At 64.7% G+C, this 12,104-nt stretch carries 10 protein-coding genes; 3 read left to right on the forward strand and 7 right to left on the reverse strand.

The features are described 5' to 3' along the window. Positions 1-68: 68 nt before the first annotated feature. Positions 69-1,046, reverse strand: coding sequence for a TIGR03557 family F420-dependent LLM class oxidoreductase (locus tag HMUK_RS01510; RefSeq protein ID WP_012807856.1), 978 nt, complete (start codon positions 1,044-1,046; stop codon positions 69-71). 160 nt (positions 1,047-1,206) lie between these two features. Here HMUK_RS01510 and HMUK_RS01515 point away from each other — a divergent pair, with 160 nt between their 5' ends. Continuing rightward, positions 1,207-1,971, forward strand: a complete 765-nt coding sequence (locus tag HMUK_RS01515; RefSeq protein ID WP_012807857.1) for an IclR family transcriptional regulator — start codon at positions 1,207-1,209, stop codon at positions 1,969-1,971. A 635-nt stretch (positions 1,972-2,606) separates the two neighbouring features. Here HMUK_RS01515 and HMUK_RS01520 read toward each other — a convergent pair. From HMUK_RS01520 to HMUK_RS01545, 6 genes are all read right to left on the reverse strand, one after another. Continuing rightward, positions 2,607-3,497: a glycerophosphodiester phosphodiesterase gene (locus HMUK_RS01520; RefSeq protein WP_012807858.1), complete on the reverse strand. Its 891-nt coding sequence runs from the start codon at positions 3,495-3,497 to the stop codon at positions 2,607-2,609. A 4-nt stretch (positions 3,498-3,501) separates the two neighbouring features. Then, entirely contained in the window at positions 3,502-4,641 is a 1,140-nt protein-coding gene (locus tag HMUK_RS01525) for an ABC transporter ATP-binding protein (RefSeq protein ID WP_012807859.1), read from the reverse strand. Between the two features lie 5 nt (positions 4,642-4,646). Next, positions 4,647-5,522 (reverse strand): carbohydrate ABC transporter permease, encoded by an 876-nt coding sequence (locus HMUK_RS01530; RefSeq protein WP_012807860.1) that lies wholly within the window; start codon positions 5,520-5,522, stop codon positions 4,647-4,649. A 5-nt stretch (positions 5,523-5,527) separates the two neighbouring features. Next, the gene (locus HMUK_RS01535) at positions 5,528-6,421 is read right to left on the reverse strand and encodes a carbohydrate ABC transporter permease (protein ID WP_012807861.1); all 894 of its coding nucleotides are present in this window, start codon (positions 6,419-6,421) and stop codon (positions 5,528-5,530) included. Between the two features lie 29 nt (positions 6,422-6,450). Then, positions 6,451-7,857, reverse strand: a complete 1,407-nt coding sequence (locus tag HMUK_RS01540; RefSeq protein WP_012807862.1) for an ABC transporter substrate-binding protein — start codon at positions 7,855-7,857, stop codon at positions 6,451-6,453. Positions 7,858-8,298: 441 nt separating this feature from the next. Then, positions 8,299-9,612, reverse strand: coding sequence for an MgtC/SapB family protein (locus HMUK_RS01545; RefSeq protein ID WP_012807863.1), 1,314 nt, complete (start codon positions 9,610-9,612; stop codon positions 8,299-8,301). 532 nt (positions 9,613-10,144) lie between these two features. Between HMUK_RS01545 and HMUK_RS01550 the strand changes: the two genes are divergently transcribed. After that, positions 10,145-11,389, forward strand: coding sequence for an AAA family ATPase (locus tag HMUK_RS01550; RefSeq protein ID WP_012807864.1), 1,245 nt, complete (start codon positions 10,145-10,147; stop codon positions 11,387-11,389). A 24-nt stretch (positions 11,390-11,413) separates the two neighbouring features. Continuing rightward, complete coding sequence (locus HMUK_RS01555; protein WP_012807865.1) at positions 11,414-11,824, forward strand: EamA family transporter; 411 nt, start codon at positions 11,414-11,416, stop codon at positions 11,822-11,824. Positions 11,825-12,104 lie beyond the last annotated feature (280 nt).

Genomic DNA, 12,104 nt, shown 5'->3' on the forward strand with positions numbered 1-12,104 from the left:
GACATCTCGTCCGTACTGACGGAACCCCAATTATTAAACGTACCTCAAAGCGGACGGCCCGGTCACGCTCACAGCGACGGGATGACCTCGTCACCCATCACCTCGAAGAACCGTTCCGGCTCCGGACTGGTGTTGCCGAGCGCGATCCGGTCGAAGCCCATCTCCGCGTACGCTTCGAGCTGGCCGGCGATCTCGGCGGGGTCGTCGGCGATGAGGAACTTCGCCTCGACCTGTTCGCGCGTGGCCTTCTCCCCCTCGCGCTCGATCTCTTTCGGGTTCGCCAGCGCGCGGTCGAAGACGTCCTGCGTGGTCGCCCACCACGGACGGGTCGATTCGCGGGCCCGCTCGCGGTCCTCGTCGTAGGACGCGATCACGAGCAGCGTCGTCTCGATCTGGTCGGGGTCTCGGCCGGCGTCCGTCGCGTATCGCCTGATCGCCGGGTACATCCGTTCCGTGTACTCCTCGCCGGTCTTGACCGTGATGAATCCGTCCCCGTACTCGCCGGTCAGCGACGCCGTGCTGGGACCGTTGGCCGCGATCTGTACCTCGGGTCGTTCGTCGGGCATCGTGTAGAGGCGGGCGTCGTCGACCTCGTAGTGCTCGCCCTCGTAGCTGTAGAAGCCGTCGTTCTCCCAGAGGCCGTGGACGATCTCCAGGGTCTCTTCGAGGCGGTTGCGCCGGACGCCGTAGTCGGGCCACTCGTGTCCGAGCGGTTTCTCGTTCATCGCCTCGCCGGTCGAGAGCCCGAGGACGACCCGCTCGTCGTGCATCGACTGGAGCGTGGCGAAGGCCTGGGCGACGAGCGCGGGGTGGTAGTGTTCGCCTGCCGGCGTCACGCACGTCCCGACCGGGAGATCGACGCGCTCGATCGCCGCCCCGAGCCACGACCACGCGAACCCCGCCTCCGCGTCCGTGTGAAACCAGGGGTGGAAGTGATCCGACGTCCAGATGAAGTCGAACCCGTTCGCCGCAGCGAGCTCGGAGAACGCCAGTAGCTCCGACGGACTGTACTGCTCCTGGTGGGCCATGTAATCGACTGCGACCATCGTACTCCCGGATTTCGGCGAGAACCGTATAGCCTTTTCCCTGTGAGACGCGGTCGTCGTTGCCCCCCGTCGCCGACCCGGATCCGTTTGGCTACCACGAACGCCCCCAATCGTTCGCACTAGCCGAACGACTATATACCACTGGCCTGTACAGCCGGGCATGGCCAGCGAGCACCAGTCCCGAACGGTGGACGCGGTACAGACGAGCCTGGACATCATCGAGTTCCTCCAGTCGGTCGAGAGCGCCGGGATCACGGAGATCGCCGACGCGGTGGACCGATCGAAAGGGACGGTCCACGGACACATGGCGACGCTCGTCGACAACGAGTACGTCGTGAACGACGACGGCACGTACCGGCTGAGTCTCCAGTATCTCGACCTCGCCGAGACGGTCAAAGGCCGTCTCCAGATCTACGACGTGGTGCGCAAGGAGCTGGACGATCTGGCAGAGGAGTGTGGCGAGCTCGCGCAGTTCGCCACCGAGGAGCACGGAAAGGCGGTGTACATCTACAAGACCGAGGGCGAAGACGCCGTCCAGACCGCGTCGTCGGTCGGCAACCGGGCGCATCTCCACTGTCTCTCGCTGGGCAAGGCGATGCTCGCACGGATGGACGAGAGCCGGGTCGAAGCGATCGTCGACGAGCACGGACTGCCGGGGTTCACCGACGCGACGATCACCACCCGGAGTGAGCTGTTCGAAGAACTCGAAGGGATACGCGAGCGCGGCTACGCCTTCGACCGCGAAGAGCGCATCGAGGGCCTGCGCTGTGTCGCCGCCCCGATCACGATGAACGACGAAGTGATGGGCGCGATCAGCATCTCCGGGCCGGCCAGTCGCTTCAGCGGACCGCTGTACGAAGACGAACTCCCGAACCTGGTGACGCGGTCGGCCAACGTCATCGAGATCAACGCGCAGTTCTCCTGATGCCGTCGGTCGTGCGTCTGTACAGTAGTGCCGTGTCGGAGGCCAGACCGGCCAGGTGTCGAGCGGTAGAGAGTATGGGTTCGTCTCTCGCAAACGATTTGCCGTCGTTCGGTGACCGGCGGTCGTCTCAGCGACGACGCACGGAGTCCATCAGGAATAATCACACTGTTTCGACAATAGAATAACACGAGTACCGTTGATACGGGATTGTTTCGTTCCCGCCGCTTCGCAGAGAACTCGTCGAACGGAATTGCGTTTGGGAGTCGCGAACGTCGCGGTGTCGCGAACGCCGAGAGCGGTACCGAGAGACAGCGAGCGTTTCCTCATCGTCCCACAGTAGAACCGTCGAGACCGCAGATATCGGGCATCGTCTCGCGGGGCTCGCGAGCGGTCGGCCGCGGGCGCTCGACGCGACGGGCGGGGAAACTGCCGACGACGCGGGGCTGTTACGACGGTTTCGTTCGGCCCTCCCGAACAGAGTGGCGGCGACTCGACGCGGTTTCGGACGGGTGCAGGGCGCTGTAGAACAGGGGACTGCGGATGGTTCGCGGTTGCGGTTCGTACCGTGAGCGATCCTGCGAGGTTCGCGACTCGGGGCCGGGGCGTCGTCGCGGCCGTTCAGCCGACCGCCTCGATCACTCCGTCAGGAGGTCCCACCGGTCGACGAACAGTCCATCGACGCCCGCGTCGACGAGTCGTCTCGCGGTCTTCGAGTCGTCGACGGTCCACGTGTTCACCTCGAACCCCTCGGCGTGTGCCCGTTCGACGAAGTCGGTGTCGAGAACGAGGTCGACGCCGGGGTTGACCGCCACGCAGTCCATCTCGTCGGCGAAAGAGAGGCTCCGTTCCGGGGCGTCACTGACGAGGAAGGCGAGTGCGGCGGCGTCGTCGCGCTCGCGAACCTCGCGGAGCGCGTCCGGCGAGAACGACGAGAAGAGGACCTCGTTGTCGCACTCGTCGGCGGCGCTAACGACCTCCGCTGCCATGCCGTCGTGCTTGAGCTCGATGTTGACCGCCGTGTCCGACGGGACCGCCGACAGGAACGCCGAGAGTCGCGGGATGGTCTCCTCGGAGTCGAGGATCGTGAGCTCGCGCAGTTCCTCCCAGTCGGTCGTCGCGACCGGTCCCGTCGCGTCGGTCAGCCGGTCGAGCTCGTCGTCGTGGAACACGACGAGTTCACCGGAGCCACACCGCTGTACGTCGAACTCGATCATGTCGACGTGTGGTGCGGACTGCTCGACGGCGAAGATCGTGTTCTCGGGGTACTGGTCGGCACAGCCGCGGTGACCGATGAGCCGAACGTCGTCCTCCCGAGTGCGCGAAGCCGTCTCGGTTCCGTGACCCGATCCCCCGGTACAGCCCGCGAGGAGCGTGGCGAGACCTCCGAGCCCCGACCGGACGAGTCCGCGCCGTCCCACCGGGAGAGAGAGCGGGCGAGCGGGACTCGCTCCGTCGTGCCAGCCTGCGGTGAGAGAGGCTGCTGGCGCGTCCGCACACGGGGCACCGTTCGCGAATGTCGGCCACATCGTGTTACTCCGTGACCACCGGTTCGGACTTCGTCGCTTCCGGAGCCGTCGAGTGATACAGCGCGTCGCCCGATCGAGCGTCGAAGAGGTGGAGACGGTCCTCGTCGAACCCGACCTCGATGGTCTCGCCCGGCTGGATCTCGCTGCGTGGCTCGACTTTGACGTGGATCTCGTCGTCGCCGAGCTGGCAGTGCAGTAACAGCAGCTCGCCGAGCGGTTCCCTGACCGTGGTCTCGACCGCGAACGTCTCGGCGTCGTCGGGCAGGTTCGAGGCCAGCGAGATGTCCTCCGGTCGAACGCCCATCGACACCGAGGAGTCGCTCGCGGTGTCGAGCCCCTCGCCGTCGGGGAGCGAGATGCTGAAGCCGGCGTGGTCGGCGACGTAGTGTCCGTTGCGCTCGTGGACGTCCACGGGGAACACGTTCATCGCCGGCTCGCCGATGAACTCCGCGACGAACCGGTTGGCCGGGAAGTCGTACAGCTCCTGCGGTGGCGCGACCTGCTGTAGTTCGCCCGCGTCGAGGACGGCGACGCGATCGCCCAGCGTCATCGCCTCGGTCTGGTCGTGGGTCACGTAGACCGTCGAGGAGTCGAGCTCCTCGTGGAGCCTGAGCAGCTCGGCGCGCATCTGGACCCGGAGCTTGGCGTCCAGGTTCGAGAGCGGCTCGTCGAGCAGGAACACCTCCGGCTCGCGGACGATCGCCCGGCCGATGGCCACGCGCTGGCGCTCCCCACCGGAGAGCTCCTTTGGCTTGCGGTCGAGGAGGTCGGCGATGTCGAGTGTCTCGGCGGCCTCCTCGACGCGCTGGTCGATCTCATCGCTGGAGAAGTCGCTGACCGACTTCATGCCGAACTTCATGTTCTCGGCGGCGGTCATGTGGGGGTACAGCGCATAGTTCTGGAACATCATCGCGATGTCCCGGTCTTTCGGCGGCACGTCGTTGACGACCTCGTCGTCGATCCGCAGGGTCCCGGACGTGATGTCTTCGAGCCCCGCGATCATCCGCAGGGTCGTCGACTTGCCACACCCCGACGGACCGACCAGCACGAGGAACTCCCCGTCCTGTGCTTCCAGATCGATACCCTTGACTGCGAGTACGTCGTCGTACTGCTTCTCGAGATCTGTGAGTTGTATCCTTGCCATAGTAATCACTTCCGTTGGACAGCGAACGTCTGCAGGAGCGGCCGGTGAAGCACAATCAAGACGAGCAGTGGCGGCAGCAGGGCGATACAGGCACCCGCCATGATCAGGCCCCAGGGCGTCAGTCCGGCCTGTGCCGACCCCTGAAGGTAGCTGATCCCGACCTGCACCACCTGCGAACTCTTGTCGTTGACCGCGACGAGGGGCCAGAGGAACTGGTTCCACGAGTAGATGTAGGTGATGACACAGACGCCGGCGATCATCCCCTTCGACATCGGGATCAGGACCTTGAACAGGAATGTGGCCGGTCCAATTCCGGACATCCGGGCCGTCTCGACCAGCGAACTCGGGATCGACATGAAGTGCTGGCGGAACAGGAACACGGCGGTCGCACTGGCGATGTACGGACCCGTCAGTGCGAGCATCGTGTTCGTCCACCCCAGGTCCGCCATCAGCTGGAACAGCGGGACGATACGGACCGGTACCGGCAACAGCAGCGTCAGGAGGATGAACATGAACACCGCACGTTCGTAGGGGAGTTCGTAGTAGACCAGCGCCAGCGCCGCCAGCAGCGAGATACCGACCTTGCCGACGACGATGATGATGCTCATCACGAACGAGTTGAGCAGGTACGTGGTGAACTGGTACTCAGAGAGGACCGTCTGGTAGTTCGACAGCCCCTGACTCCCCAGGCCGAGGTTCGTCACCTCGTAGACCTCGGAGGTCGTCTGCGTGCTCATGATGATCGCGAGCAAGAGCGGGGCCGCCATCGCGACGATCGAGAGGATGATCCCGACGTGCATCGCCAGGTTGTCGGGCAGTCGCTGGCTGATCGTCCGTGATTCGTCGACGGGCGTTGAGTCTGTTTCCGTTGTAGTTGCCATCGTAGTCACGCTCCGTACTGTGCGTGGCCCTCGGTGGCCCTGAGCTGGATGTACATCAGGATCGCCACGAGGGCGAACAGGATAACGGACTCGGCGGACGCCAGCCCGTAGTTACTGAACTCGAACGCGTCGCGGTACAGCTTGAAGATCAACAGGTTCGTCGCCCCGCTCGGGCCACCGCTGGTCATCAGATCGACCAGCGGGAACGTCGAGAAGAACGAGTAGATCGTGTTCATCACGACGAGGAAGATCATCGTCGGCGAGATCAGCGGTACGTACACCTTGTACAGCATCTTGAGCCGGCCGACTCCGTCGAGCTGAGCGCTCTCGGTCAGCGTCTCTGGGATGTTGTTGAGCGCGGCGACCATGAAGATGATGTTGTACCCCAGCTGCTTCCAGATGGCGACGATCGCCAGCACGGCAAAGGCCTGTGGCCCGCTGTTGAACCAGTCGAGCGTCCAGGGGGTCAACAGCTCGAGGTAGTGGGTGAAGATCCCGAGGTTCGGGTGAAGCAGGAAGTTCAGCAGGATCGCCGCCACGGCGGGCGGGAGCGCGTAGGGCCAGATCGCCGCGACGAGGTACGACGACGACCCGAGGTCGACGTCGAACAGCATGTAGCTGATCAACAGCGACAACACCAGCGTCCCGATCACGACGACGCCCGCGAACAGGACAGAGACCACGAAGCTGTTGCGGTAGGTCGACGACGTGGCCAGTTCCACGAAGTTACCGATGCCCGTCCACCTGAGATCCTGTCCGAGGAACGCCGACTCGAACAGGCTCAGCCGAAACGTCTCCAGTGACGGGTAGTACAGGAACGCGACGAGCACGACGATCGTCGGCAGTAGCAGCGCCGCTGCCTGGAGCTTGGAATCGAATGGTTTCGTCTGTTCTGCCATAGTTGAGCAATAAAAGTTCGCGCTCGCGGTTACTCCTCTCCGCTGTAGTTGCCGGAGTAGCTCGACAGGGTCTCCTGGACCTGGGTGTCCATCTCCGAGAGGCCCTCTTCGACGCCGACGTCACCGTTGAGGATACTGACCGAGATCTCCGTGTTGATACTCCGCGCTTCCGGGAAGACGCCCATGACCGCGCCACGCGTGGCGGGCGAGTCCTTGGTGTCCTGCAACTGATCGAAGGCCGTACGGAAGTCGGGGTTCTCCTCGAACCAGCCGTCGCTTTCGAGCTGGTCGACGGCACCCTGACTCACCGGGAAGTACCCGCTGTTGCGGTGCCAGCGGGCCTGCTGTTCGGGCTGGACCATGTAGGCGATGAACTTGCCGGCGGCCTCTTTTTTCTCGTCTGCGAGGGCGTCGGGCACCCACAGCGAGCCGCCGCCGATGACGACGCCGTTGTTGGCACCGTCCGGTGCGGGCAGGTACGCCGACCCGAGTTCGAAACCGTTCTCCTCGGCACCGGCCTTCATCGAGACCATGTTCGACGTGGAGTCCCACAGCATCGGGACCTGGCCCGTGAGGAACGCCTGTCGTGCCTCGGACCACGCCTCGATACCCGGGTTCAGGTACAGGTCGTCGTCGGCCATGCCCTTCCACCACTCGTAGACGTTCCGACCGGCCTCGCTGTTGTAGTAGGTCTTGTCGGCACGACCGGCGCGACCGTTCTCCTTGTTGAGCAGCACCTGGTCTTGCTTCGCGAACTGCTGTTCGATCTGCATCCAGGAGTGGTTCGGCCAGGAGATGCCGGCCTCCATGTCGGTCTGGTCGACGATCGTCTCTGCGGCGCTGCGCACGCCGGAGAGGCTCCGTGGCGGATCCTCCGGATCCAGTCCCGCCTCCTCGAACGCCGTCTTGTTGTACAGCATGATCGTGTTCGAGGAGTTGAACGGCATCGAATTGAGCTCGTCGTCGATGCGGTAGTAGCTCGACACCGACGGGAGGAGATCGTCGAAGTCGACCGCACCGTCGGGGATGACCTGCTCGATGGGCGTGAAGGCTCCGCTGTCGAGACACAGCTGTGTCCCGATCTCGAAGATCTGGGCGACGCCCGGTGGGTCACCGGCTCGCGAGGCCTGCAGGGACTGGTTGAGGTTCTGGCGGTAGCCGTCCTTGTTGACCGCGTTGACCGTCACGCCGTCTGTCTCCTCGGAGAACTCCTGAGCGAACTGGCTCAGCGTCTCGCCGAGCTCGTCACCGTGGATGTGCCAGAAGTCGAACGTCACGTCACTGCTTCCGCCGCTGTCGCCGGTCGAAGCGCCGTCGCTGCCGCCGTCACCGCCGTCGCTACCGCCGTCGCCGCCGTCTCCGGAACAGCCTGCGAGTCCGACAATTGTTGCTGCACCGACTCCTCTAACGTAGTCTCTGCGAGTTGGTTTCTTCATCTCCACCCCCAGAGTTGTAGTAATAGAATATAATTCTTTGGTAGGTTTATCATTCATGTTCGATCGTTTAGGTCCCAATTACCCCGCTGGCTACCAGTTACTGGGCCAGTGGTGGGAGGTTGCGTCGACGATGCCTGCGGACCGAACCGGGACAGATGGTGTTGTAGAGTTGTCATAGATCGATCACGTCCGTGGACTCGGGCGACTCGGTACGACGGCGAACGCCGACGATGCTGTCATCACCCGAGAGTGGGCGGGATGGTAGTAAATGGATTTATAATAGGAGTCCCCTATCGGCGCGGTGATTCTATCGGGCAACGAACCGATACGTTCGGGTATTGTTGGGTATAGATCGTCCAGAGCGGAGCGTCGACCGTCCGCGGCAGTCGATCCGTCTCTGTCACAGCGCCGCGAGCAAAGCGTCGTCCGGGAGGCGGACCGCTACAGGAACAGAATCACGATGCCGCCGAAGAAGACGCCGACGGCGATGAGGACGACGTTCCAGATCATCACCGGCCGAACCAGGTCCCAGTCGATCGTCGCAGCGAAGACGACTTTCACCAGGATGCTCGCCAGCGTCCCGGCGATGACGCCCGCAATCGCCAGGTCGCTGCTGATCTGGTCGGTCGCGACGAGCGTCACCGCCGTGGCCGTCGCGGTGCCACTGGAGATCAGGCCGGCGAGGAACGAAGTGGTGAGGAACCCGTTCGCGCCGAAGGTCGCCTCGGCACCCGCAGACACCACGAGCACCGCCAGGAACAGGCCACCGAACACCAGCGCGTTCCGCAGGCTGAAGGGTGAGGTGAGCTGGGCCTCGAAGTCCTGGTCTAGATCGCTGACGAACAGCGACAGCCCGATACCGGTGACGGTGATCGCACCGAGCGGAACGCCGACGATGAGCGCCGTCTCGGGCATGAACGGGACGACGACGAGTGCGTTGCGAAACGCCATCGCGGCGTTGCTGATGAGGATCGCGCCGACCGCGAGGCTGCGCAGCGACGGCTGCTGTTTCGCCCGCTGTGCCATCTCGGCGATCACCGCAGTCGAGTTGACGAGACCGCCGAAAAAGCCCGTCGCAATGAACCCGCGGCCCCGGTATCGCTTGACCAGCACGTAGTTGACCAGCCCGATCCCGCTGACCGCGATGACGAGCAGCCAGACCGTTCTGGGCTCGATGGCGTTCCACGGACCGAACGCCTCGTCTGGCAACAGCGGGTAGACGACGAACGCGAGGATCGCGAACTCGGTGGCGCTTTGCATCTCCTCTTTGGACAGTCCCCACGCGAACTCGTGGAGCTCTCGCTTGAGCACGAGCAACAGCGACGAGAGGACGGCGATCGTCACGCTTTCGATGAGAAAGCCCTGCGTGACGAGGATCCCCACGCCGTAGGCGACGAACATCGAGGCCGACGTGGTCAACGAGAGACTGGCTTCGGACGCGGAGCTGAGGAGACTCTGGACGGCCAGCAGGACGCTCATCGTGATCACGAGCAACGCGCCGGCCACGAGCAAGAGCGGTTCGCCGGTGATCGAGAGGATCGCACCCAGAAGCGTCAGGAGCGCGAACGTCCGAATCCCGGCGTTCTTCTCGGACCACTCGCGTTCGAGCCCGAGGAACATCCCCAGCAGAACCGCGAGGCCCAACTGGACGACTTCGGGGCTGATCTGTTCGAAGGCGAAGCTCTGGCCGTCGAGACCGCCGATCTGCAGGACGGACAGCACGGTTCCGGCGGCGTCTGTCAGTGGTTCCAGCATGGTCCCTATCCGCGATCACTCCGGCTCGGAGACGCCCGCTCGTCGTTCGACCGTTCGATCCAGAGTGGCGCGTCGGCGTCCGAACGTCGCAACGAACGCCGTCGGAGCCCCCGGTTTCGGAGGGGCCCCGGAAGTAAAGCTGCTCGGCGGCGGTATTTTTGACTCATACACTGCCGCTATCAGTATGGATATATATTAACCTTTGTCTATGTTTGTCTCGGGAGACCAATATACCAGTCACCCGACGCACACTCCGCCCCGGTCGACGGATCGCCGCCAGCGGACCGACGGTGAGCGCTCGCGACGGCGGTGGCCGAAAGCGGCCGGCGGACGGACAGCGAGCCCCGATAGAGACCGATCTACGCATGACAGACCACACGAGACGACAGACAGACGCGAACAGGGAACAGCCGACGGCTCCGTCCCGACACCACAGCCGTCGTGGACAGCGCAGCGAGCCACAGCGGTCGCTACCGCGGCCCGCGTCGTCCCGGAGCGGCGGCGACCGGCCGCCCAAGCGTGGAAACGACCGATGAACTTCGAAGACCGCATCCAGCGGCGGTATCGCAGTCAGGCGGGGACCCAGCGCGTCGTCGACCGGGCGGTGCTGTCGCCGACGACTCACCTGGCGGAGCCGACCGGCCGCGGCCCACTGCTGGAGCTCGTCCTCGATCAGCTCGACCCGATCTTCGCCGGTGAACTCCCCCGGGACACGTACGTGTGGGGAGAGCGAGGGACGGGCAAGTCCGCCATACTGGCGGCGCTGGTTCACCATCTCGACAGACACCCGCGCCCGCTGGGCCAGCTGATTCGGACGACCGCAGGCACTCACTCCCCACCGGTCCCCGAACTCGTCTACGTCGATACCCACCGGACTGCGAGCGGGTTCGAGTTCTACGCGACAGTGCTCGACCGCCTCACAGACGAGCCGGCACCACAGCGGGCCGTCGGCATCGAGGCGGTCCGAGAGGAACTCGACGCGGTGCTGGCGGAGCGACCGGTCGTCCCGATCGTCGATCACCTCACGGCGTCCAGACACGTGACCCCGGAGCGAGTGGCGACGCTGTTCGACCGGCTGACCGCAGACGTCGGCTGGGTCGGTGTCGGCCGGTCGCCGCCAGCAGCCCTCGACTGGACGCCGCCGGCCGCGATCGAGTTCACGCCGTACGAGACGAGCACGCTGGTCGACGTTCTCATGACCCGCGCCGACGACGCACTCGGCCAGCACGCGCTGGGCCACGAGCACGCCCAGCGTCTCGCCGAGTGGGCCGACGGCGACGCGAACGACGCGCTCGCGGCGCTGTTCGTCGCCGCGGACGCCGCCCTGCGGGCAGAGAGCGAGCAGATCGAGGACACACATATCACCACCGGCATCGCGGACGTGCCCACTCAAGCGGTCTCGCTCACGCGCGTGTTCGCGCTGTCGGCGGACTGTCTGTCGGTCCTGCGAGAGCTCGTCGCGCTCGACCCCGACCGCCATCCGACCGTCGACGCGGCGGCGGCAGCGATCGCCGACCGGGACCCGATCGACCTCTCGACGAGGACGGTGCGGCGGTTCCTCCGAGAGCTGGCGACGGACGGCGTGCTCGAACGGACGCGCAGTTCGGGCGAGAGCCAGGCGGGAACGCCACCCGAGCTACTCGAACCGCGCTTCTCCCCGATTCTGTTCAAGCGGCTGTACGACCACACGCGGTCGCCCGGCGAGACGACCGCGGCGTCCCAGTCTGACGGGTCGATCACCGCGACAGCACCGTCTCGAACAGAGAGTGAGCGTTAAGTAACGGGATTACAACATCCGAGTATGTCTCTGGATTCGACTGGCTACGCCGCCGTCGCGATGGTCTCGTGGGGCCTGTGGGCGGTGTTCGTCGAGCTCGCGATGTCGCGGTCGAGCCACCGACCGGTCCTGTTGCTCTCGTATGGCTTCGCCGCCGTCCTCGTCGTCGGCTACTCGGCGACGACCGGAGCGGGGTTCGACATCTCGGCGTCGGTGGTGGCGTTGAGCCTCGCTGGCGGCCTGTTTGCCGGCGGTGGAACGCTCGCGTACTATCTCGCGCTGGAGAACGGCGGGGTGGGAACGGCGACGACGATCACCGCACTCTACTTCGTCGTCGCGGCCATCATCGGCGTGACGCTGCTCGACGAACCGCTGTCGGCCTCGAAGGTGGTCGGCATCGGACTGGCGGTCGCGAGCGTGGTCCTGATCTCCTGACGCGGAGCCCCGACGTCGTACTCCCGGCGGCCGAACGTCGTCGTGTGGTCGATCCGGTACGGGCCGACACTACTCCGTCGGGGCCAGAGTGTGATGTCTCTCGCAGTCGAGCTCGCGATCGTACACACTCGACCCCGAAAGCGGCTGTGATCCCGCATCGACGGACAGAGTGAAGCGAAGAGAGGAGATTCGAGAGTCGAATTTCACCGCTCGGTACAGAATCCGGTGTCGAATTTGCTGTTTCCCATATTCGCCCATACGGATGGGATTCTATGCGTAG

The organism is Halomicrobium mukohataei DSM 12286 (assembly GCF_000023965.1).
Taxonomy (GTDB): domain Archaea; phylum Halobacteriota; class Halobacteria; order Halobacteriales; family Haloarculaceae; genus Halomicrobium; species Halomicrobium mukohataei.

What these genes read in the sequence shown, in the direction of transcription:
- HMUK_RS01510 (WP_012807856.1), bottom strand. Translation starts at nt 1,046, where the DNA reads ATGGTCGCAGTCGATTACATGGCCCACCAGGAGCAGTACAGTCCGTCG.
- HMUK_RS01515 (WP_012807857.1), top strand. Translation starts at nt 1,207, where the DNA reads ATGGCCAGCGAGCACCAGTCCCGAACGGTGGACGCGGTACAGACGAGC.
- HMUK_RS01520 (WP_012807858.1), bottom strand. Translation starts at nt 3,497, where the DNA reads ATGTGGCCGACATTCGCGAACGGTGCCCCGTGTGCGGACGCGCCAGCA.
- HMUK_RS01525 (WP_012807859.1), bottom strand. Translation starts at nt 4,641, where the DNA reads ATGGCAAGGATACAACTCACAGATCTCGAGAAGCAGTACGACGACGTA.
- HMUK_RS01530 (WP_012807860.1), bottom strand. Translation starts at nt 5,522, where the DNA reads ATGGCAACTACAACGGAAACAGACTCAACGCCCGTCGACGAATCACGG.
- HMUK_RS01535 (WP_012807861.1), bottom strand. Translation starts at nt 6,421, where the DNA reads ATGGCAGAACAGACGAAACCATTCGATTCCAAGCTCCAGGCAGCGGCG.
- HMUK_RS01540 (WP_012807862.1), bottom strand. Translation starts at nt 7,857, where the DNA reads ATGAAGAAACCAACTCGCAGAGACTACGTTAGAGGAGTCGGTGCAGCA.
- HMUK_RS01545 (WP_012807863.1), bottom strand. Translation starts at nt 9,612, where the DNA reads ATGCTGGAACCACTGACAGACGCCGCCGGAACCGTGCTGTCCGTCCTG.
- HMUK_RS01550 (WP_012807864.1), top strand. Translation starts at nt 10,145, where the DNA reads ATGAACTTCGAAGACCGCATCCAGCGGCGGTATCGCAGTCAGGCGGGG.
- HMUK_RS01555 (WP_012807865.1), top strand. Translation starts at nt 11,414, where the DNA reads ATGTCTCTGGATTCGACTGGCTACGCCGCCGTCGCGATGGTCTCGTGG.